20 protein-coding genes and 1 riboswitch are annotated in these 21104 nt (G+C 38.7%); of the genes, 14 read left to right on the top strand and 6 right to left on the bottom strand.

Annotation, left to right across the window (positions count from 1 at the left end):
- Nucleotides 1–32 precede the first annotated feature (32 nt).
- The 4 genes from FLK20_RS03320 to FLK20_RS03305 all read left to right on the top strand — a co-directional run bounded on the left by FLK20_RS03320 (nt 33) and on the right by FLK20_RS03305 (nt 5936).
- Nucleotides 33–1529: a C40 family peptidase gene (locus FLK20_RS03320; RefSeq protein ID WP_227994843.1), complete on the top strand. Its 1497-nt coding sequence runs from the start codon at nt 33–35 to the stop codon at nt 1527–1529.
- A gap of 217 nt (nt 1530–1746) precedes the next feature.
- Nucleotides 1747–3243, top strand: coding sequence for a BCCT family transporter (locus FLK20_RS03315; RefSeq protein WP_152655142.1), 1497 nt, complete (start codon nt 1747–1749; stop codon nt 3241–3243).
- A 359-nt stretch (nt 3244–3602) separates the two neighbouring features.
- Nucleotides 3603–4910 carry a hemolysin family protein gene (locus FLK20_RS03310; RefSeq protein WP_194165510.1) on the top strand — a complete coding sequence of 436 codons (1308 nt, stop codon included), beginning with the start codon at nt 3603–3605 and terminating at the stop codon, nt 4908–4910.
- A gap of 219 nt (nt 4911–5129) precedes the next feature.
- Nucleotides 5130–5936, top strand: coding sequence for a VLRF1 family aeRF1-type release factor (locus FLK20_RS03305; RefSeq protein ID WP_152655140.1), 807 nt, complete (start codon nt 5130–5132; stop codon nt 5934–5936).
- A gap of 154 nt (nt 5937–6090) precedes the next feature.
- On the opposite strand, the gene FLK20_RS03300 is transcribed toward FLK20_RS03305, so the two are convergent.
- The 4 genes from FLK20_RS03300 to FLK20_RS03285 form a co-directional block, all read right to left on the bottom strand.
- The gene (locus FLK20_RS03300; protein WP_152655139.1) at nt 6091–6543 is read right to left on the bottom strand and encodes an SH3 domain-containing protein; all 453 of its coding nucleotides are present in this window, start codon (nt 6541–6543) and stop codon (nt 6091–6093) included.
- Between the two features lie 171 nt (nt 6544–6714).
- The gene (locus FLK20_RS03295) at nt 6715–7128 is read right to left on the bottom strand and encodes a Fur family transcriptional regulator (RefSeq protein WP_152655138.1); all 414 of its coding nucleotides are present in this window, start codon (nt 7126–7128) and stop codon (nt 6715–6717) included.
- A 15-nt stretch (nt 7129–7143) separates the two neighbouring features.
- The gene (locus FLK20_RS03290) at nt 7144–7968 is read right to left on the bottom strand and encodes a metal ABC transporter permease (protein WP_152655137.1); all 825 of its coding nucleotides are present in this window, start codon (nt 7966–7968) and stop codon (nt 7144–7146) included.
- 21 nt (nt 7969–7989) lie between these two features.
- Nucleotides 7990–8739, bottom strand: coding sequence for a metal ABC transporter ATP-binding protein (locus FLK20_RS03285; RefSeq protein ID WP_152655136.1), 750 nt, complete (start codon nt 8737–8739; stop codon nt 7990–7992).
- A gap of 405 nt (nt 8740–9144) precedes the next feature.
- On the opposite strand from FLK20_RS03285, the gene FLK20_RS03280 reads away from it, so the two are divergent.
- From FLK20_RS03280 to FLK20_RS03270, 3 genes are read left to right on the top strand one after another with little or no spacing between them, the layout of a single operon-like run.
- Complete coding sequence (locus FLK20_RS03280; protein ID WP_152655135.1) at nt 9145–11538, top strand: 3-hydroxyacyl-CoA dehydrogenase/enoyl-CoA hydratase family protein; 2394 nt, start codon at nt 9145–9147, stop codon at nt 11536–11538.
- 39 nt (nt 11539–11577) lie between these two features.
- Nucleotides 11578–12753, top strand: a complete 1176-nt coding sequence (locus FLK20_RS03275) for an acetyl-CoA C-acetyltransferase (protein ID WP_152655134.1) — start codon at nt 11578–11580, stop codon at nt 12751–12753.
- Between the two features lie 24 nt (nt 12754–12777).
- Nucleotides 12778–14562, top strand: coding sequence for an acyl-CoA dehydrogenase family protein (locus FLK20_RS03270; RefSeq protein WP_152655133.1), 1785 nt, complete (start codon nt 12778–12780; stop codon nt 14560–14562).
- Nucleotides 14563–14766: 204 nt separating this feature from the next.
- Here FLK20_RS03270 and FLK20_RS03265 read toward each other — a convergent pair whose 3' ends face one another.
- Together FLK20_RS03265 and FLK20_RS03260 are read right to left on the bottom strand one after the other, a co-directional pair.
- Complete coding sequence (locus FLK20_RS03265) at nt 14767–15333, bottom strand: HAD-IIIA family hydrolase (RefSeq protein WP_370453162.1); 567 nt, start codon at nt 15331–15333, stop codon at nt 14767–14769.
- A gap of 105 nt (nt 15334–15438) precedes the next feature.
- Nucleotides 15439–16236 (bottom strand): ion transporter, encoded by a 798-nt coding sequence (locus FLK20_RS03260; RefSeq protein WP_152655131.1) that lies wholly within the window; start codon nt 16234–16236, stop codon nt 15439–15441.
- 197 nt (nt 16237–16433) lie between these two features.
- Here FLK20_RS03260 and FLK20_RS03255 point away from each other — a divergent pair, with 197 nt between their 5' ends.
- The 7 genes from FLK20_RS03255 (at nt 16434) to FLK20_RS03225 (ending at nt 21038) form a co-directional block, all read left to right on the top strand.
- Nucleotides 16434–16910, top strand: coding sequence for a DinB family protein (locus tag FLK20_RS03255; RefSeq protein WP_152655130.1), 477 nt, complete (start codon nt 16434–16436; stop codon nt 16908–16910).
- A 16-nt stretch (nt 16911–16926) separates the two neighbouring features.
- The gene (locus FLK20_RS03250; protein WP_152655129.1) at nt 16927–17283 is read left to right on the top strand and encodes an arsenate reductase family protein; all 357 of its coding nucleotides are present in this window, start codon (nt 16927–16929) and stop codon (nt 17281–17283) included.
- A gap of 72 nt (nt 17284–17355) precedes the next feature.
- Nucleotides 17356–17736 carry a glycine cleavage system protein GcvH gene (gcvH, locus tag FLK20_RS03245; protein WP_152655128.1) on the top strand — a complete coding sequence of 127 codons (381 nt, stop codon included), beginning with the start codon at nt 17356–17358 and terminating at the stop codon, nt 17734–17736.
- A 470-nt stretch (nt 17737–18206) separates the two neighbouring features.
- A complete protein-coding gene (locus FLK20_RS03240) occupies nt 18207–18572 on the top strand; it encodes a toprim domain-containing protein (protein WP_152655127.1) in 366 nt (121 codons plus the stop codon).
- A gap of 110 nt (nt 18573–18682) precedes the next feature.
- A complete protein-coding gene (locus tag FLK20_RS03235; RefSeq protein ID WP_152655126.1) occupies nt 18683–19003 on the top strand; it encodes a thioredoxin family protein in 321 nt (106 codons plus the stop codon).
- Nucleotides 19004–19119: 116 nt separating this feature from the next.
- Nucleotides 19120–19219, top strand: a riboswitch (SAM riboswitch).
- A 138-nt stretch (nt 19220–19357) separates the two neighbouring features.
- On the top strand, nt 19358–20377 hold the full coding sequence (locus FLK20_RS03230; RefSeq protein ID WP_152655125.1) for a methionine ABC transporter ATP-binding protein: 1020 nt from the start codon (nt 19358–19360) through the stop codon (nt 20375–20377).
- The gene (locus FLK20_RS03225) at nt 20370–21038 is read left to right on the top strand and encodes a methionine ABC transporter permease (RefSeq protein WP_152655124.1); all 669 of its coding nucleotides are present in this window, start codon (nt 20370–20372) and stop codon (nt 21036–21038) included. Before FLK20_RS03230 ends, FLK20_RS03225 begins: the two co-directional genes overlap by 8 nt.
- The last annotated feature ends 66 nt before the right edge of the window (nt 21039–21104 follow it).

Raw genomic sequence — 21104 nt, 5'->3', positions numbered from 1 at the left:
GCGGTGCAAAAATTGAAAGTGGGGAATATAAGTTGAAGAAGACAGTAATGACGTTAACTGCGGCTTCCGTAGTAGGCTTGAGCGGGGTATTTTTTGCAGGACCAGTAAAAGCAGAATCAATAGAAGACTTGGAAAACAGACAATCCGAAGTACAGGATGAACGTGATTCTGTACAATCTAATCTATCAAATGCCGAAAATGAAGTAGCAAACATTTTAATTGATTTACAAGATTTACAGAAAGAGATTGATGATTTAAATTCCGCTCTTGAGAAAAACCAGCAGAAACTAGATGAAACAGAAGAAGGTATTTCAACTACAGAAGATGAAGTCAGTGAGTTGGAAGCTGAAATAAAAGAGTTAGAAGAAGCAATTGAAAAACGTACAGATATTTTAAAAGAACGTGCCGTATCTTTACAACAAAACGGTGGAGATATCAGCTATCTTGAAGTATTGTTTGGAGCACAGGATTTCAGTGATTTTGTCAGCCGTGTTTCTGCAGTAAATAAAATTACTGATTCTGATTTAGCTTTACTTGAACAACAAGAAAAAGATAAAAAAGATGTAGCTGAAAAGCAAGAATCAGTTGAGTCAAAGCTTGAAGAATTAAATCAACTGAAAACAGATTTAACAGGTATCAATAATACAATTTCAGAGCAAAAAGATGCCGCTGAAGATAAAGAGGCTTCGTTAAAAGATAAAGAAGAAGAATTAACAGCACTTATTGATGAATTAGAAATTGAAGATTCCCGTTTAGCTGCTATTGAGCAGGATGTAGCTGATCGTTTGGAAGTCGCTAATACGCCAGCACCGGAAACATTGGTGGCAAGTGTTAGTGTAGGTTCTGGTGATGATAACAGCAGTGACGAAGCTGCAAATGATACGGAAGAAGAAGCAAATGAACAGGAACCGGTACAGGAAGAAACTTCTTCCGAACAAGAAGATGAAGATACATCTTCAAATAGTGAAAGCAATAATAACAATAACAACAATAATAGTAACTCTGGAAATAGCAGTAACAGTTCTAATACAAATGAATCAAATTCTACTAATGCAACCAGCAATTCTGACAGCTCTAGTAATTCAAATGAATCTAGCAGTTCTAGCCAAGATAAAAAAGAAGAGCCAAAAAATGATCCTGCACCATCAACAGGTTCAAGAATTAGTGGAGTACTTAGCGCTGCGCAAAGCCAAACACACCAAAACACATATGTTTGGGGAGGAAAAAGCCCTAGCACAGGTTTTGACTGTTCGGGTTTTGTATCTTGGGCATTTGCACAAGCAGGATACTCTATCCCATCTTATACGGGTGGATTAGTTAGCACTGGAAAAGATGTTAAGGCAAGTGATAAGCAGCCGGGAGATTTAGTTTTCTTTAATACAAATGGCACAAATGGCCATGTTGGTATTTATCTTGGAAACAATAAATTTATCGGTTCTCAAAGCAGCACAGGTGTTGCAGTTGCTGATATGTCACCTGGAAGCTATTGGGGCAAAGAATTCAGCGGAACAGTACGTCGTGTACAATAATAATCATTTTACCAAAAGTCTTTACATGAAGAAGCGCTTCGTGTGAGGGCTTTTTTTATTGTTCGTAATCATATACATATCATTTGCATGAATAAGACGGGGTCTACTGTGGTTCTAAAATAATATATGCCAATAACCAGGATAGTTTACTATCCTGGTTATTGGGAATAGTAGTATATATTCCAGTCTCTCAAAAAAATATAGAAAGGATAGAAGTATGAGAAAAAATAGTAAAAGCTTTTTAAATCCTGTATTCTTTATTTCAGCATCTGTGATTTTAGCTTTGGTTATTATCGGTGCTGTAAATCCAACAGGTTTTCAAGTCATAGCAACGAGGTTATTTGATTTTACAACACAAAATTTTGGATGGTTTTATCTTCTCTCTGTTTTTGTCTTTGTTGTTTTTTTAATTGGGATCTCCATAAGTAAGTACGGCAAAATAAAATTGGGGCCAAAAAATTCAAAGCCGGAATTTGGCTTCTTTCCCTGGATCGGGATGCTTTTTTCTACAGGTTTTGGTTCTGGACTTGTGTTCTGGGGTGTAGCAGAGCCAATGAGTCACTTTTTTGATACACCATTCCCTGGATTAGAGGCACAAACAGAAGAAGCTGCAAGAGTAGCTATGGGATATGCTTTTTTTAATTGGGGAATCAGCCAATGGTCTGTTTTTGCGTTAGTTGGACTTGTTATTGCTTATTTACAATTTCGTAAAGGAAAAGATGGGTTAATTTCAACAGCTGTAAAACCTGTTATGGGAAATAATCCAATTACAGCTACTTCGATAAACTCACTTGCGGTAATTGCTACTGTTATGGGAGTTGCGACTTCACTAGGACTAGGAATTATGCAAATGAGCGGCGGCTTATCATCAGTATTTGGATTGCCTGACGGTGTGTGGATGCAAATTGTGATTGCATTAGCCATGCTACTTGTTTATTTAGGTTCATCTGTCAGTGGTGTGAATCGCGGAATGAAGTGGTTAAGTACCATTAATTTATCATTTTGTTTAATCTTGCTTATTTTTGTTTTTCTGGCTGGACCAACTGTATTTATTTTAGAAACATTTGTATTAGGCTTAGGTGATTACTTAACAAATTTTGTAGAATATAGCTTGCGTTTAACGCCATACACAGGAGATAATTGGGTAATTGATTGGACTATTTTCTATTGGGCTTGGGCAATTTCATGGTCCCCATTTGTTGGTGCATTTGTAGCGCGTGTGTCAAGAGGGCGTACGATTCGTCAATATATCTTTGGTGTTCTAGTGACCTCTCCTGCCATAGCCTGTATATGGATTGCTGTTTTTGGAGGAACAAGCCTGTACAGTGATTTAAGAAATGGAACAATGATTGCTGAAGCTGTAGATCATGATTTAGCTGTAGCATTATTTGAAACATTTGGGACGTTACCGCTGAGTACAATTACCTCCCTTATGGCAATTGTTCTTATTTTTACATTTCTTGTGACCTCAGCTGATTCTGCAACATATATTTTAGGGAGTATGACATCGAAGGGAAGCTTGAATCCAGCATTAATTACGAAATTTATCTGGGGCGGCTTGATTACAGCGATTGCTGTTGTCCTTTTAGTTGCGGGAGGATTAAATGCACTGCAGACAGCCTCTCTTACATCAGCATTACCCTTCGTAGTAATTATTATCATCCTGATGATTTCCTTTATTAAAATTCTGCAAAGAGAAGAAAAAGATAGATGAAAGATTAATTGATAAGGTAAGAGTAAAAAAGGCAGCTGCTATCCAATACAGCCGCCTTTTTACTGGCTGGCTATATATTGTATTTATTTGCAGCACTTTTATAGACAAGTAGACATAGTACGCCATTATCTATTATAATAAAGGTAAGAGAGAGGGTGATTCGATGGGAAGGTAATATGGAACTCAATAATAATATATAATCAGCATACGATGGTATCCATTGAGCCTAATCATTTGGATTATCTGCGTGTGGAAGCAATTAGAAAGAAACCTTAATAACAAACGAATAATATTTAAAATTTCAGGAGGTGAAATCCTTGCACAAATTTGCGCAAGGATCTTAATTGGACATATCGACCATGATTAATTTATTTGCGGTTGCTATTTTGATCGCATTAACTGCTTTTTTTGTTATGTCAGAGTTTGCTATTGTAAAAATTCGAAGTACACAACTGGAGCCCCATATTGCAGCGGGAAAAGGATCAGCTGCGGCAGCGAAGAAAGTCGTTACGCATCTTGATGAATATTTATCCGCCTGTCAATTAGGAATTACGATTACAGCACTTGGAATCGGACGTTTAGCAGAGCCGACATTTGAGAGAATGTTACATCCGCTATTGGAGGAATTTAATATCGGGGCGGGTCTTGTTACAACGCTTTCCATTGTTATTTCATTCCTGATTGCAACATTCCTGCATGTCGTTGTCGGAGAGCTGGCTCCGAAAACATTAGCAATCCAAAAAGCAGAACAGGTAACACTAGCTGTAGCTCGTCCGCTAACCTGGTTCTACCGCCTGTTGTTCCCATTTATTTGGTTATTGAATGGTTCAGCACGATTATTAACCAGAGCAGTTGGTTTAAAACCAATGAGTGGACATGAAGAAACGCATACTGAAGAAGAACTGCGCTTAATTTTGGCTGACAGCTATAAAAGCGGTGAAATCAATCAATCTGAAATGATGTATGTAAACAATATATTTGATTTTGATGAACGGGTAGCGAGAGAAATTATGACACCGAGAACAGAAATGATTTATTTTTCGATGGAAGATAGTTTTGAGGAAAATATGGAGATTGTTCGCGAGGGTCAATTTACCCGTTATCCAGTTGCGGATGAGGATAAAGACAATATTATTGGTCTGGTGAATTTAAAGGAAATATTTACTGGGAAACTAAGTAATGATGAGCCGGCAACGATTGAAGATTATATTCGTCCAATTATTCATATTTCCGAAGCAACACCGATTCGTCAGCTCCTTTTAAAAATGCAAAAGGAACGTATTCACATGGCGATTGTAAATGACGAATATGGTGGTACAGCAGGGTTAGTGACGGTTGAGGATATTTTGGAAGAAATCGTTGGAGATATTCGGGATGAATTTGATGAAGATGAAGTACCTGACTTTGAAACAATTGATGACACTACTTATTTAGTGGCAGGCCGGGTCAGCTTGGATGATATTAATCAGAAGCTGGGTATCACTTTAGAAGATGATGAAGTAGATACAATTGGCGGCTGGTTTTTTACTCATAACCTTGAAGCAGAGGTAGGCACGGTTATGGAATTTGAGGGTTATGCATTTACGCTTGTTGAAAAAGATGGGTATCAGATTAAAAGAGTGAAGATCACGAAGGTATCCGAAGAACAGCAGCTTGAACAGGAATAAAAAATCTGCATAAATCAAAATCGATATAATCAAAAAAGGAAGGGGAGTGAATCCCTTTCCTTTTTTTGATTATATAAAACAAAACTTCAATCAGCGGGAGTTCTACGGACGGTTATTAGTAATAAAATGTGAAATCTAAGTGATATTTTAAGATGAAAGTTTAACCTCTTTTTATTTCGGTTACACATAAAATACATATTGATTTAGAGGAGGTTTATCATGAAGGATATTCAAGGTATTGTGAAAGATTTGGAGAATGTCAGAGGAACTGGAACGAATAAAATATTTACAATGTACCTGAATACAGATTTGAGCGACCCGGACCAGCAAGACGGAGAGTGGAAAATTCATTTAAAAAATGGATTGAATAACTTTGAGCATTATTTAAAAGAAGGAAATAATGAAGAAGAGCTTAGAAATTATAGAAAAGTGAAAAAGCGAGTGGAAAAATTTATAGATGAAATAGAAAGAAATGTCATGCGGGGAATTATTATTATAGCTTCTGCCGACGGAGATGTCTGGTTTGCTGAGCGTGTCCAGATGCGTCTGGATAATGAATTTGCATGGCAAGAAACACCTGTTTTGGATCAATTAAAGGCCTTGTCAGAAAAGTATCCAAAAATGGGAATTATTCTTGTACAGCAAAATCAGGTTAAGCTGATTGATAGTAATCTAAATCAAGTCGAGGATATGGCAGAATATGAATTAGATGTAGAAGAAGATACCTGGAAGATGAAACAAGGCCCTCGGCATGGCAGAGCGAAGCAAGGTCTTGGAGCAAGTAACGTACAAAGAGATTTGTTCCATGGTCGTTATGCAGCGAATCAATATCGCTGGTATAAAAGTATTGCCTCCAGGCTGGATAAGCAGGCAAAAGATAGAAAGTGGAAACGAATTTTCATTGTTGGCGAGGCGCCAGCTTCTAAAACATTGGAGGCAGAAATGAACAAAGAGGTAGAAGAAGTTATTTTAAAGAATATGCTGGATCATGAAGAAAGAAAAGTTTTAGAAACCGTATTGGATTAAATAGAAGAAGCAGTAGTTTGAAATATAAAAAAGCCAGGCTGATCCCTTTGTCTATCTGATAGATAGGCAGGAACATCAGTTTGGCTTTTCTAAAAGGACATGAAATATAGATGACCCTATCCTTCAAGAGTTCGGGGTTATCTAAGCTTTATTATTATTCAACAGGCTCCAGGTATCCAGCATTTGCATAGCCAGTGACATCTTCATAACTGACCTCAACCCATTCATACTCATCTTCTTCACCGATAATTTGAACAATATCGCCTGTACTTAGCGTTGCTACGACCTGACTGTCTGCGTTGGGGCCACTGCGAATATTTAATAAATCTGCTGTAACCTCATAATCCTCTCCGTTAGAATGATCGGAGCCGGCTTCTGTTTCCTCGGCTTGTTCTTCAGATGATTCGGACTCATCCTTTGTACCAGTGTCTTCATCTGCTTCCTCTTCAGGCTCATCCTCGTTTTCTATCTTGTTTACTTCAACTGCTTCACTCTCAAAGTCAAAATCCGGATTGTTAAATTGTCTTTGCATTACTAAAACAAATACAATAAAAACAATTCCTGCGATGAATAATAATAAAAATCGAAATCTACTACTTTTACGCATACCACTCTGCTCCTAATATAATTGTTCTAAAAGTAGTATACATAACTTTTCAGTATAAAGAAATAGTAATTCCCAAAAAAGTTTGTCAAATCATAAAGAAAATTGGCAAGACAAGTTTGAAAAGTACAGGACTGCCTAAGATAGGCTGTGATGATTCATCCTATCAAAAGTTTAGGCATTCAGACAGGAAGGGCATCTTCCGTAAATCTCAAATTTATGATCATCAATTTCATAATTTGTCAGTTCAGCCAAAGCCGTATCCATAGGACAGACTTCAATTTCTTTTGTTTTGCCGCAATCCCTGCAAATAAAATGGTGATGATGATGATGGCTGCAGCTGAGCCGAAAGTGTTTTTCACCCTCTAAATCTGTTTTTTCTAATATTCCTAAATCATGGTATAAGTGCAGGTTACGATAGATCGTATCAAAGCTGATTGCACCGTATTTCTTTTCGAGATGAGCAATTAAATCTTTTGCGGGGCGATATCCATCCTTTGATGAAAAGAATTCTAAGATATCCTTCCGTTTTCCAGTTGTTTTATACCCTTTTTCTTTTAAAACGTTGATAGCCTCTTGAAGATTCATCGCAAAAACCTCCGTTTATTTTCGTAGTTTTTTCATTCCTATAGCGATTAATAAAATAATGATTGATGTCATTACAATGGTACCACCTGGCGGGATATCTAAATAGTATCCGGAAATAATCCCGAATATAACTGCAATTTCACCAAAAAGAATCGATAGGAATATCATTTGTTTAAAACCTTTCGCAATCCGCATGCTTGCCGCAACTGGTAAAGTCATTAAAGCAGAAACTAATAATACCCCGACAATACGGATAGAAGCAGCAATAACAAGAGCTGTCAGAATGATAAATAGCATATTGACCCATTTTACATGCAGACCGGCAATAGTTGCCTGCTCTTCATCAAAAGACATCGTAAATAATTCCTTAAAAAAGAGCCAGATAATAACAAGAACAAAAATAGTTATTCCGGCAATGACATAAAAATCATTTACAGTGACGGCAGATACAGAGCCAAATAGATAGTTGAATAAATCTGTGTTAAAGCCATCAGCAATAGAAATGAAGATAACACTTAAGCCGACGCCCGCAGATAAAATAATAGGGATGGAGATTTCCTGATAAGCCTTATATACGGTACGCAGTTTTTCAATAAAGATTGAGCCGATCACAGAAAATATCATGCCGCTATATATCGGCGAGATAACCCATCCATATTTTTTCTCAGCCATCAAACCGAATGAAATTCCGGCTAAGGTAACATGTGAAAGGGCGTCTGCTATTAACGATTGCCGTCTCACAACGATAAAGGTTCCGAGCAGTGGTGCGATCATCCCGATCAAGATCCCCGTGAGAAATGTGTACCTTAAAAAGGGGTAAGTTAAAAAGTCTAAAAGCATGGTCTTTCCTCCAACGATGAATTAATGCGTAACAAGACTGACTGGATGACCATAAATTTGCGAAAAGTCAGCTTCTGTAAGCAATGCATATTCATCAGGATTTCCGTGAAAATGCATGGTTTTATTTAAGCAGACAATATCGGTTGCATACTCGGTCATTGTGCCTGTATCATGTGTTACCAGCAGTAATGTTTTTTTGAATTCTGTATTCAGCTTATAAAGCAGTTCATAAAATTTCTTCACATTTTCATAGTCAATTCCTACAGTCGGTTCGTCCAGAATAATCAGCTCAGGATCACTGACCAGGGCGCGTGCAATAAAGATACGCTGCTGCTGGCCTCCAGACAAATTTCCGATATTTTGCTTGGTATACTCTGTCATACCAACCTGTGCAATGGCTTCATGAACTTTTTGCTTGTCTTTTTTTGTTAAAAATTTCAAATAGCCAAGCTGTGCAGTAAGTCCGGAAGCAACGACTTCATAAACAGTTGCAGGAAATCCTTTATTAAATGTATTTGCTTTTTGTGAGACAAAGCCAATTCGAGCTCTATTTTTAAGTTTTTGAATAGACTGCCCAAAAACCATTATTTCTCCCGTTTCTTGTTTTTCTAAGCCGAGGATCAGCCGGATCAATGTGGTTTTTCCTCCGCCATTCGGTCCTACTAACCCCATGAAAGCTCCTTGGGGAATTTCAAAATTGATATCATCCAAGACTTTACGAGATTCATAATGGAAGTTAATATTTGACATGGACACAACAGGTGTTGTCATCGTCATCCTCCATTCATTTAAAACAATAATTGAACGTACTCTGTGGGAGTACTTCATCTATAATATCGTAAGGATTACCATTTGTAAATAGGAATGATTACGACTTTTATGAACTTCTCAAATTAAGCATGCATTAATATAGAAGAAAGTCGTCTTCTTGAACCAAAACAATAACTAAGGAATGAGGGGGCACGGTGTCTTTTTTTTTTGCAGTCCACAGATGGACTACATGTAACAATATAGCAATAATTTGAAACCCCTTACAAAAAGTCGTTAAATATATTGCGAAAAAATAAATAATCCGTTATAGTATAAGTAACGTAAGATATTCGATATGCCAATATCTTTATTTTTTGGCTTAAAAATGAATGAGTATTCATTCAAGAAAGGCTGGAGGATTGCGAAATGACATATTCCATTAAAAATGTTGCAGTAATAGGTTCGGGAGTGATGGGTTCTGGTATCGCCGCTCATTTAGCGAATGCAGGTTTATTCGTAACGATGTTTGACAGAGTGCCAGATTCCTTGACAGAGAAAGAAAAAAAACAAGGACTTACATTAGCAGACAAAGAGGTCAGGAATCGGATTGGAAGTGAAAGTAAACAGAAGCTGATAAAACAAAAGCCATCGCCAATTACATCTAAAAAAAGCTTAGATCTGATTCGTGTTGCTAATTTAGAGGATGATTTAGCGTTGCTGGCAAAGGCAGATTGGATTGTTGAGGTAATTGTCGAGAATCTGGAAGCGAAAAAAGAGCTGTTTAAAAAAGTCGATGCACATCGCAGGGAAGGAACGATTATTAGTTCCAATACATCAGGAATTTCTGTGGAAGCAATGATTGCTGATTCCTCAGAAGATATGCAGGAGCATTTTTTAGGTACGCACTTTTTTAATCCGCCGCGTTATCTGAAATTACTAGAGGTTATTCCGACAGAAAAAACAAAAGCTGAAGTGCTTTCTTTTATGAAGACTTTTGGAGAAGACGTATTAGGTAAAGGGGTTGTTGAAGCGAAGGATACACCAAACTTTATTGCGAACCGGATTGGAACCTATGGGCTTTTAGTAACGTTACAGGAAATGGAAAAACAGAACTTAAGTGTCGGAGAAGTAGATTCGATTACGGGTCCATTGATTGGCAGACCAAAAAGTGCAACATTCCGCACACTGGATGTAGTAGGTATTGATACATTTTATCATGTCGCCAATAATGTTTACGATCATGTATCCGATCCGAAAGAGAAGGAAATTTTTACAGTTCCGGACTTTTTAAAGCAAATGATTGAAAAAGGCTGGATTGGCGCGAAAAGCGGAAAAGGATTCTACGAAAAGAAAAAGGATAGAACGATTGTAGAATTGAATCCACATACACTGGAATATCAGGAAAGAAAGAAATTGAAAACAACTGCTGTCGAATTAGCTAAACAGGAAAAAGGCTTAAATAGGAAAATGAAAGCGTTTGTAAATCAAAAAGGGGATAAAGCTGCCGATTTTATCTGGTCCATTATGAAGCCCGTATTATTGTATTCTGCTGATTTAGTCGGAGAAATTGCGGATGATGTTGTTTCGATTGATGATGCAATGAAATGGGGATTTGGCTGGGAATTAGGCCCTTTTGAAATCTGGGATGCTATCGGGGTAAGTGAAGCAGTCGAACGTATCCAGGATGAAAATGCAGCTGTGCCAAGCTGGGTGCTGGATATGCTGGAGGAAGGAAATGAAACCTTCTATAAACAGGAAAAGGGAGATACTTACTTCTTCCATGAAGATGCTTATCAACAAAAGGAAGTAAATAAAAAAGAAATATCTCTGGCTGCAATCAAGGAACAAAAAGGAGTTATTAAGAAAAATACTGGTGCGAGTCTGATCGATATTGGTGATGGCGTTGCCTTATTAGAATTCCATTCAAGAAGTAATGCAATTGGACTTGATATTATCCAGATGGTCAATAAGTCCATTGAAGAAGTAAATAAAAATTACAAAGGACTTGTGATTGGCAATCAGGGAAAAAATTTCTGTGTCGGGGCCAATTTAGCGATGATGCTGATGGAAGCCCAGGATGATAATATCTTTGAATTAGATTTGGTTATCCGTCAATTTCAATCTATGACGATGAATATTAAATATGCCGACAAACCAGTGGTTATTGCGCCATTTAATATGACATTAGGCGGCGGTGCAGAGGTATCCTTGCCGGCTGCTGCGATTCAGGCTTCACCAGAAACTTATATGGGGCTGGTCGAGTTTGGTGTCGGACTTATCCCTGGAGGCGGAGGCACAAAAGAGCTTTATTTAAAAGAGCTCCGTAATCTCCCTGAAGGTGTGTCTGTTGATTTAACCAAGGTTGCCAATGATGTGTTTGAAAAAGTAGCAACGGCAAAAGTATCAACCTCTGCAAAAGAAGCAATGGAAAACGGTTATCTGAATAAAAATGACCGTATCAGCAAGAATCCGGATCATGTTCTCTATGATGCAAAAAAACGTGTATTGTCTCTATTCAATGAAGGATATGAGAAGCCTGCCCGGGAAAAGATTCCGGTTGTCGGAGAAGCAGGCTATGCAGCAATGGTGATGGGAGCTAAATCGTTATATTACAGCGGCTATGCTTCGGAGCATGATTTGAAAATTGCGGAAAAGCTTGCTTATGTATTGTCGGGCGGAAGAATAAAAGAGGGGGCAGAGATTGATGAGCAGGTCATGCTGGATTTAGAAAGAGAAGCATTCTTAAGCCTGATTACAGAACCGCTGACACAGCAGCGAATGCAGCATATGCTCGTAAAAGGAAAGCCATTACGTAATTGACATCTAAAAAGGAAAACGCATTTAAAGGAGGATACGTCCGTGAAGGAAGCAGTGATAGTAGCTGGTGTCAGGACACCGGTAGGAAAAGCAAATAAAGGATCATTAAAGGATGTCAGACCAGATGATTTGGCGGCGCTTACTGTAAAAGAAACCTTGAAAAGAGCTGGTAATTATCAAGGTCCGATAGATGACGTGATTATTGGATGTGCAATGCCGGAAGCAGAGCAAGGGATGAATATGGCACGGAATATTGCCGGACTGGCTGGTTTAAGCCATGACGTGCCGGGCATTACGGTAAATCGCTACTGTGCGTCAGGGTTACAAACGATTGCTTATGGTGCGGAACGGATTATGGTTGGTGCAGCAGATGCAATTATTGCCGGCGGGGCAGAGTCAATGTCAATGATTCCAATGGGCGGGCATGTCATTAAACCCAATCCAACCTTGGTTGCCAATGCACCGAAATACTATATGAATATGGGGCATACAGCAGAGGAAGTGGCAAATCGCTTTGACATTTCCAGAGACGATCAGGATGCCTTTGCCGTACAGAGTCATGCGCGTGCTGCCAAGGCAATCGAGAAAGGTCTGTTTAAGGATGAAATTGTTCCTGTCGAAGTGAAAGAGCGCTTTGTCGGAAAGAATAACAAAATTGAAGAAAAATCCTTTTTCTTTGACATGGATGAGGGTGTACGTGCGGGAACGAATATAGAGACATTACGTACACTACGCCCGGCCTTTCATATAAAAGGAAGCGTAACGGCCGGAAATGCTTCCCAAATGAGCGATGGAGCCGCTTCCGTTCTATTAATGGATAAAGAAAAAGCAGAGGAGGAAGGGCTAACGCCAATTTTGAAATTCCGTTCCTTCGCTGTAGCTGGCGTGGCGCCGGAAATTATGGGAGTCGGTCCGGTGGAGGCTATCCCCAAGGCTGTGAAGATGGCTGGGCTCGAACTTTCTGATATCGGCTTGATTGAATTAAATGAAGCTTTCGCATCACAGGCACTCCGGGTGATCAGGGCATTAGATCTGGATGCAGATAAAGTGAATGTAAATGGTGGAGCGATTGCGTTAGGGCATCCGCTCGGCTGTACAGGAACAAAGCTGACAGTCAGCTTAATGCATGAAATGAAGCGGAGAAACGAACAATTTGGAATTGTAACGATGTGTATTGGCGGCGGTATGGGAGCAGCTGGAGTATTTGAACTTCTATAATCTATTTGAAAAGGGGAATTTATGATGAGTGAAACAAAAGAAAGATTATTTAAGGGCGGCGGTTTTTTAGTCGAGGATATTACAGCAGAAGATATGATTACACCGGAAGATTTTACAGATGAACACAAGATGATTGCGAAAACAACGGAGGATTTTGTATTGGGAGAAGTCGTTCCTAAAATAGATAATCTGGAAAATCAAGAATTTGAGCATTCCGTTGATTTGCTGAAAAAAGCCGGAGAATTAGGTTTATTAGGTGCGGATGTTCCAGAAGCATATGGCGGTCTGGCATTGGATAAAATCAGCTCTTCGTTAATTGCTGAGAAGTTTTCCCGCGCAGGCGGTTTCTCTATTACGCATGGCGCACATGTTGGAATCGGTTCGCTGCCGATCGTTTTCTTTGGAAATGAAGAGCAGAAAGAAAAATATCTTCCTAAATTAGCAACCGGCGAGTTGATTGCTGCGTATGCACTGACAGAGCCGAGTTCGGGGTCTGATGCACTTGGAGCAAAAGCAACAGCCAAACTAAACGAAGCCGGCACGCATTATATTTTAAATGGCGAAAAGCAGTGGATCACCAACTCTGCTTTTGCGGATGTCTTTATCGTCTACGCTAAAATTGACGGTGAGCATTTCAGCGCCTTTATTGTGGAAAGAGAATACCCGGGTGTATCCACTGGCCCGGAAGAGAAGAAAATGGGAATCAAAAGCTCTTCTACAAGAACACTGGTCTTAGAAGATGCAGAAGTACCGGTAGAAAATCTGCTTGGAGAAAAAGGCCGCGGACATGTGATTGCTTTTAATATTTTGAATGTCGGCCGTTATAAGCTGGCTGTCGGGGGAATAGGAGCATCCAAGCGTACGCTAGAATTAGCCGTGAAATATGCAAATGAGCGCAAGCAATTTCAAACACCAATTTCAAGCTTTTCGCTGACACAAGAAAAACTGGCAACGATTGCTTCGAAACTTTATGCAAATGAAAGTGCTGTTTATCGCATTGTTGGATTATTTGAACAGCGGATGGGTTCCTTATCCGATGAACAGCTGCAGGATGGGCGTGAAGTGGCCAGAGCAATTGCTGAATATCAAATTGAATGTTCCATGGCGAAATTTACGGTTTCCGAATTACTGGATTATGCCGTAGATGAAGCAGTTCAGCTCCATGGCGGATACGGTTTTATGCAAGAATATGAAGTAGAGCGCATTTATCGTGATTCACGTATTAACCGTATTTTTGAAGGAACAAATGAAATCAACCGCCTGCTTGTACCAGGAACGCTATTGAAAAAAGCGTTAAAAGGGGAGCTGCCGCTGCTGACAAAAGCACAAGGGCTGCAGGAAGAATTAATGATGATGATGCCAGAGGAAGTAGGCACAGAGGCTTTAGATCAAGAAAAATATTTATTAAAGAATGCGAAAAAACTAATCTTACTGGGGGCAGGTTTAGCAGCGCAGAAATATGGCAAAAAATTAGACCGTGAACAGGAAATTCTCGTCAGATTAGCAGATATGACAGCGGAAGTATTTAATATGGAGTCAGCCATTCTGCGAACAGAAAAAGCTATTTCGAAGGCAGGATTAGAAAAGGCACAGCAAAAATTATTGTATACAGAAGTGTATGTACAGGAAGCATTTAACAGAATGGAAGCGGCAGCCAAAGAAATTCTAATCACAGCCGAAGAAGGAGATACCTTGCGTGTGATGCTGTCCTCCTTACGTAAGCTGACCAGATATACGCCAATCAATGTGGTTAAAAAGAAACGTGAAATTGCAGCGAAGATTATTGAAGAAGAAAAATATATTGTCTGATAAATTGAAAAGAGATTGTCGTAAAATGTATAATATGCATTTTACGACAATCTCTTTTGGCAGTTAAGAAAGTTTAAACTTTCCCAAACTTTCGGCTGCATAAGTGCAACGGTTTTGATGGGGCGAGTAATCGCGGTCCCAACTAGAATTGTCATCTAAAATCCTGATGACAACCAAGTTTTCCAACTTTGGAATAAAGTTTAATCATTTTCTGTTTGAGTTATAAGCATTGCTTATAGTGAAATTACTGTACACCCAACTTATAGCGTCTTGAAAATCATTGGCTATATAATCAATGTGAACATCATTTAATTTATCAAAATGTTCATTTAGTGCAGATTTTCCAGCCCCAGTTTGCACCAGAATTTTAATACATCCCACCTTGGTTGCAGCAACTATATCACTCCATCGATCACCTATAACGACGCAGTTTTCAAGCATCAATTCATGTTTTTGCTGTGCTTCCATTAACATACCTGCATTCGGTTTTCTGCAAGAACATCCTTCATCATGTCTGTGCGGACAGATATATACATCATTGAAACCAAAACCTTTTAATTCCTGTACGAAATCCTTTCTTTGGGCTAACCCTTTTGAAATTCCAGGCTGATTTGTAAAAGAGAAGATTTTTATATTGTCTTTTTTTAATCGCTTGATTTCCTCTTCTACATATGGAAAAAGTTCAAATTTACCAGGATAGTGAACCTTATCATCCCCGCCAATTGTTCCATCTCGATCTAAAAAGATTGCTTCGATTTGTTTCACGTTAATCCCCTCTAAATCTAGTATTTTATTAGATAATTTTACAAATGAAAAAATCAATAGACATTTCTTAAGTCTAACTCAATTCATAATGATAAAACGGATGTATTTGGTTCACTTTGTATCTCTTTCTTTTAACAAAGCTTTGATTTCCTTCAGCTCATTCTCCATTGCTTCCAGTTTTAAATCAGTCGGCGTAGGCTGGTTCTCCCGATTTGCTTCTTCTACATTATTTACGATAACTCCGACAAATAAATTAACAATGACAAATGCACCGATCAGGATAAATGAAAGAAAGTAGATTAAGGCTATTCTTGTTTCTTCTAAAATAGGATACATCACTCCGGTTGCCCAGGAATCAAGGGTAAGAATCTGGAATAATGTCAGTAAGGTCCGATGAAGCGACCCGAAATGGTCTGGAGCAATGGACTGAAATAGCATGGTACCAATAACGGCATACATGTAAAAGAAAATGGCCAGCAAAATCATGATATTTCCCATTGAGGGAATCGTTAATAGCAGTGCATTGACCATTTTTCGCAACGAAGGAATAATCGAAATGGCCCGAAGCACCCGCAGTATTCTAAAAATACGCAGAACAATCACATAATTAGAACCAACAAATAGAATACTGGCAGTTACAATAACAAAATCAAATATATTCCATGGGTTTTTGAAAAAATGGACAAGTGAGGAGCTGCCGATGATCCGGATAATAATTTCAATGGTAAAAATAGAAAGCAGTACAACATCCGCCCAATAAAGGTAATCCGTATAGCGCTGGTTAATGACGGGATATGTTTCTAAACCTACAATAATAGCATTTAGTAAAATCAGTCCAATAATGATATTTGTAAATGTCTTATTTTCTGCAATGGCAGCGCACTTATTCTGGAAAGCTTTTAATGTCATTCACATAGGTTCCTTTCTTTAGTTTACATCTAGCATAAATCTATTCATTATTGTACCTAATAACTAATTGACCTGTCATTTTAAACTATCTAAAAACGGCCTGAAATTTTAGCAAAAATAATTCAATATATTGGATTAAAGCTAAAGTTTCGTGGTACGCTAAATAAAAGGAAACAACAAATTAGGGAGGGGCAAGTATGTATCGAACTGTAAATGATTTTTTAGCAGAATGGTCACAGTCTGCCGATGGAACAAAAGCTGTCTTAAACGCTTTAGAGGACGATAAACTGGATCAATCTATTGTAGAAGGTCATAACAGTCTTGGCTGGCTGGGCTGGCATTTAGTAAACAGCCCGGTTTTCTTCATGAGTTTAGTTGGAATAGATTTAAAATCTGCGTATGACCCGGACAATGTTCCAACAAAAGCAAGTGAGATTTTAGAAGCTTATGAGGTCATCTCAAAAAGCGTTGTAGAGAAAGTAAAGGAAGAACTTTCTGATGAAGCTTTCGTAAATGAAGTGGCTGACTTTGGCGGTCCTGCACCGAAAGGAAGTATTTTGCGTATGCTCGTAAGCCATCAAATTCATCACCGTGGTCAAATGACTGTGCTGCTTAGACAGGCTGGACTACAGGTGCCTGGTGTAATGGGGCCGACTAAAGAAGAACAGCAGTAAGAGTGGAGGAATAATCATGACATTATCTTTTTATTGGTATCCCAAATGCGGTACTTGCCGAAATGCGAAAAAATGGCTGGATGAAAACCAAATAGATTATCAGGCAATTCATATTGTTGAAGAACCCCCAAGTGCAAGCGAGCTGCTAGCTTGGATGGAAACAAGCGATTTGCCGGCAAAGAAATTTTTTAATACAAGCGGTAAAAAATATCGTGAACTGAATCTGAAAGAAAAAATAAATGATTTATCCCCTCAGGAAATGGCAGAGATTTTAGCTTCTGACGGTATGCTGATCAAAAGACCGCTTTTAACAGATGGGAAGCAAGTGACGGTCGGATTTAAAGAAGACACATATGAATCTGTCTGGAAATAAGGAAGTGCTAGAATTTAAACAAACTTCCATGTATAGTTAAAGAGAAATAAAGATTTGTTGGAGGGATACGAAATGAGCTTGCCAAAGGATTATTTATATTCAAAAGAACATGAATGGGTAAAACAAGAAGATGGAAAAGTTCGTATTGGGATAACAGACTTTGCACAAGATGAGCTGGGTGATATTGTTTTTGTGGAATTACCGGAAGTTGGAGATTCGATTGAGCTGGAAGAGCCATTTGGAAGTGTAGAATCTGTTAAAACGGTATCTGAGCTATATGCTCCGGTAAGCGGGAAAGTAGTCGAAGTGAACGAGGAGCTGGAGGACAGTCCAGAGCTTGTGAATGAATCACCGCATGAAAAAGCATGGATGATTGTTGTAGAGCTCGAGAATGAAGATGACTTAGAGAAGTTATTAGATGCGGAAGCATACCAGGAATTTATAGAAGAATAATATAAACATTGCACCTATTTTTTATAAAGTGAAACTTCATTCAGTGAAGGGGGGTCATCCCCTGAGAATGATAGTTTCACAAGGGCATGCGCCTAAGAGATATGACCAAAAAAACGGTCTCCCTAAGGCCTAGAACCAATCGGACCGTTATTGCTGTTAGACCCCTACTCAAAATTTTTGATTCTCCTCAATGCTTGAAGTGGGAGTCTTACAGCCTGCTTACACTGCGAGAAACAATGAAAAGGACAGGTTCTTTATCTGGATTTTTTAAAAAGGCTCTAAAAAAGGTGAAAAAGGGCTAACTTTTCCACATTCGTGTATAGTTAGCTCTTTTCTTTTCATATAATATAGAAAAAGCATATTAGTGCATGTTCAAAAAGTACGATCAATTGAACTTTTTGAACATCCCCGGTTATCGGATGATGTTAAAGGATGTTCAGCCTATTTGCTGCGATAAGGAGTGCAAAACGATGATGGAAGATGATTACAATAAAGTCATAATCGTTGAAGGGTTATCTGATAAAAAGCATTTAGAAAAAATTCTTGACGATAATACCATCACCATTGTTTGTACAAATGGAACCATAGGCGTTGGAAAATTTGAAGAGCTGTTAGAGCATTATCATTTAGATGAGACAGAGGTATTTATCCTTGTAGACGAGGATGATTCAGGAATGAAGCTCAGGAAGCAGCTGGCGAGAGAATTACCACACGCAGAGCATATTTATGTAAGCAGTGAATTTCGTGAGGTTGCCGCCACACCAAAGAAAGCTCTGGCAAGTATTCTGGCAGGCAAACGAATCGGAATAGACCTTGATTATCTTGCAAAATGGTAGCTTAAAACGTTAAAATAAAGCAAGAATTTTATTTATCAATTCCAATTCTTTAACGTTTTGGGAGGGGAATTTTCATTTTATGAAAAGAAAGAAGATTGAGGGGAATAAAATTGAAACAATTTAATGAAGCAGAAATGAATCATCATCGGCTTATCCTATATATTTATACTCCATTTTGCGGAACATGTACGGTAGCACGAGCTATGCTTGAAAAGATAGAAAGATTGCATAATGAGAATATTTTTACGGAAATGAACGCTTCCATGCACCCTGATTTTATGCAATATCATCAGATTGAAAGTGTACCATGTCTTGCTGTTATGGAAGAAGGGAAAGTCTTGGAGAAAGTGTATACACTACAATCGACTGCCAATATTTATCAATATTTAATGAAATATAGACCGGAGCTGTTTACTGCAATAAATGGTTAAATGTTTTGTTTTCAGCGCAGGCTTCCAAAACCCAGTGAATTTGTAGGGATTTTGATTGACAATGCATTAGCCGCATGCTACTATGATAGCATTACATGATTAGTAAAATATAAAAACTCTTATCTAGAGCGGTGGAGGGACTGGCCCTTTGAAACCGCGGCAACCTTCAATCATTGAAAAGGTGCCAACTCCTGCAGGTAATTTGAAAGATAAGGGGACAATGGGCGATATAATGTATTTTGGGCGTCTTTCTGTTCTCTTTCAGAAAGGCGTTTTTGAATTGATTATTTCCGGGTATAAAATAGCGGGATACAATAAAGGATAAAGCATGTACACACATAGGAGTGAAATAAATTGATATCCATTGAAGGATTGAAAAAGGTATTCTCTTTAAATAAAAAAGATGTTATCGCTGTGGATAATGTCAGTCTTCATGTAGAGGATGGAGATATTTATGGGGTGATTGGATACAGCGGTGCTGGGAAAAGTACATTTGTCCGTTTAATCAACAGACTGGAGGAGCCATCGGCGGGTATGATAAAAATCGGCGATCAGGTGATTACTTCCTTATCAAAAAAGGCTTTACGTATAGCCAGGCAGGACATTGGCATGGTGTTCCAGCATTTTAATTTACTCTGGTCCCGGACGGTTGCTGAAAATATTGAATTTCCGCTTGAAATTTCGGGCGTAGAGAAAAGCAAACGGAAAAAACGTGTCCTGGAATTGATTGAATTAGTTGGGCTGTCCGGAAAGGAAAAAGCTTATCCGGCACAGTTAAGCGGCGGACAGAAGCAAAGGGTCGGAATTGCAAGGGCACTGGCAAATTCGCCTAAGGTTTTACTTTGTGATGAGGCGACTTCTGCACTTGATCCAGAAACAACCAATCAAATCCTGCGTTTATTGCAGGATATTAATGAGAAATTGGGATTAACGATTATTTTAATTACACATGAGATGCATGTCATTCGCAAAATTTGTAATCGGGTTGCCGTGATGGAGCTGGGAAAGGTGGTAGAAGAAGGAAAGGTAATTGATGTCTTTACCAGACCACAGCAGCAGGTGACGCAAAGGTTTGTCGAACAGCTGACTGGATCAGATGAAGAGGAAGACATCACAGAGTTGAAGGAAAGATACCGTGATGGCGCGTTATTACGTATTCAATTTTTAGGGGAAAGTGCCGACCAGACTGTTATCAGCCAGCTTGTAAAGAGCTTTGATATTCATGTTAATATCCTGCAGGGGAAAATTACCCAAACACAGGCTGGCAGCTATGGAACGTTAATTGTCCAGCTGATAGGAGAGCAGCAGGAGCAGGCGATAAAATATCTGGAAGAACAAGATGTTATTGAATTGGAGGTAATTCAGCATGCTTGAGGAATTATTTCCAAACGTAGTAGTAGACGATTTGATAGAAGCATCACAAGAAACGGTTTATATGACGGCTGTTGCCATGGTGGGGACGACTATTCTTGGATTACTGCTCGGGTTACTGTTGTTTTTAACTGCAAAAGGGAATTTTTGGGAGAATAAACCGGTTAACTTTATTGCAGCTGCATTGGTAAATATATTCCGGGCGATTCCTTTTATTATTTTAATTCTGTTATTATTTCCGTTTACAAATTTAGTAGTAGGAACCATACGTGGACCAACCGCTGCTTTACCAGCTTTAATTTTGGGAAGTGCTCCGTTCTATGCAAGGCTTGTAGAAATTGCGTTGAAGGAAGTGGATAAAGGTGTTGTAGAAGCAGCAAAAGCGATGGGAGCCAAAGCAAGTACGATTATTTTTAAAGTGCTGCTTCCGGAATCGAAACCAGCACTTGTATCGGGATTGACCGTTACAGCTATTGCATTAATTGGTTATACAGCGATGGCAGGAGCGATTGGAGCAGGAGGCTTAGGAAACTATGCTTTTTATTTTGGTTTCCAGCGAAGAAGCTGGGATGTTGTCTTCGTTTGTACAGTGATTATTGTATTGATTGTATTCATCTTCCAATTTATTGGAGATGCTATTACAAGGAAGCTGGATAAACGCTAAATTTCAACAGGGTGCTAGTCAAGGTTTACTTGATTCACATAATAAAAAACAAAAAAGGGGCGTAAC

Source organism: Oceanobacillus sp. CFH 90083 (assembly GCF_009389585.1).
In the GTDB taxonomy this organism is placed as follows: domain Bacteria; phylum Bacillota; class Bacilli; order Bacillales; family Amphibacillaceae; genus Oceanobacillus.
This window is presented reverse-complemented; position numbering and strand designations above follow the sequence as displayed.

What these genes read in the sequence shown, in the direction of transcription:
- FLK20_RS03315 (WP_152655142.1), top strand. Translation starts at nt 1,747, where the DNA reads ATGAGAAAAAATAGTAAAAGCTTTTTAAATCCTGTATTCTTTATTTCA.
- FLK20_RS03310 (WP_194165510.1), top strand. Translation starts at nt 3,603, where the DNA reads ATGATTAATTTATTTGCGGTTGCTATTTTGATCGCATTAACTGCTTTT.
- FLK20_RS03305 (WP_152655140.1), top strand. Translation starts at nt 5,130, where the DNA reads ATGAAGGATATTCAAGGTATTGTGAAAGATTTGGAGAATGTCAGAGGA.
- FLK20_RS03300 (WP_152655139.1), bottom strand. Translation starts at nt 6,543, where the DNA reads ATGCGTAAAAGTAGTAGATTTCGATTTTTATTATTATTCATCGCAGGA.
- FLK20_RS03295 (WP_152655138.1), bottom strand. Translation starts at nt 7,128, where the DNA reads ATGAATCTTCAAGAGGCTATCAACGTTTTAAAAGAAAAAGGGTATAAA.
- FLK20_RS03290 (WP_152655137.1), bottom strand. Translation starts at nt 7,968, where the DNA reads ATGCTTTTAGACTTTTTAACTTACCCCTTTTTAAGGTACACATTTCTC.
- FLK20_RS03285 (WP_152655136.1), bottom strand. Translation starts at nt 8,739, where the DNA reads ATGACAACACCTGTTGTGTCCATGTCAAATATTAACTTCCATTATGAA.
- FLK20_RS03280 (WP_152655135.1), top strand. Translation starts at nt 9,145, where the DNA reads ATGACATATTCCATTAAAAATGTTGCAGTAATAGGTTCGGGAGTGATG.
- FLK20_RS03270 (WP_152655133.1), top strand. Translation starts at nt 12,778, where the DNA reads ATGAGTGAAACAAAAGAAAGATTATTTAAGGGCGGCGGTTTTTTAGTC.
- FLK20_RS03260 (WP_152655131.1), bottom strand. Translation starts at nt 16,236, where the DNA reads ATGACATTAAAAGCTTTCCAGAATAAGTGCGCTGCCATTGCAGAAAAT.
- FLK20_RS03255 (WP_152655130.1), top strand. Translation starts at nt 16,434, where the DNA reads ATGTATCGAACTGTAAATGATTTTTTAGCAGAATGGTCACAGTCTGCC.
- FLK20_RS03250 (WP_152655129.1), top strand. Translation starts at nt 16,927, where the DNA reads ATGACATTATCTTTTTATTGGTATCCCAAATGCGGTACTTGCCGAAAT.
- gcvH (WP_152655128.1), top strand. Translation starts at nt 17,356, where the DNA reads ATGAGCTTGCCAAAGGATTATTTATATTCAAAAGAACATGAATGGGTA.
- FLK20_RS03240 (WP_152655127.1), top strand. Translation starts at nt 18,207, where the DNA reads ATGATGGAAGATGATTACAATAAAGTCATAATCGTTGAAGGGTTATCT.
- FLK20_RS03225 (WP_152655124.1), top strand. Translation starts at nt 20,370, where the DNA reads ATGCTTGAGGAATTATTTCCAAACGTAGTAGTAGACGATTTGATAGAA.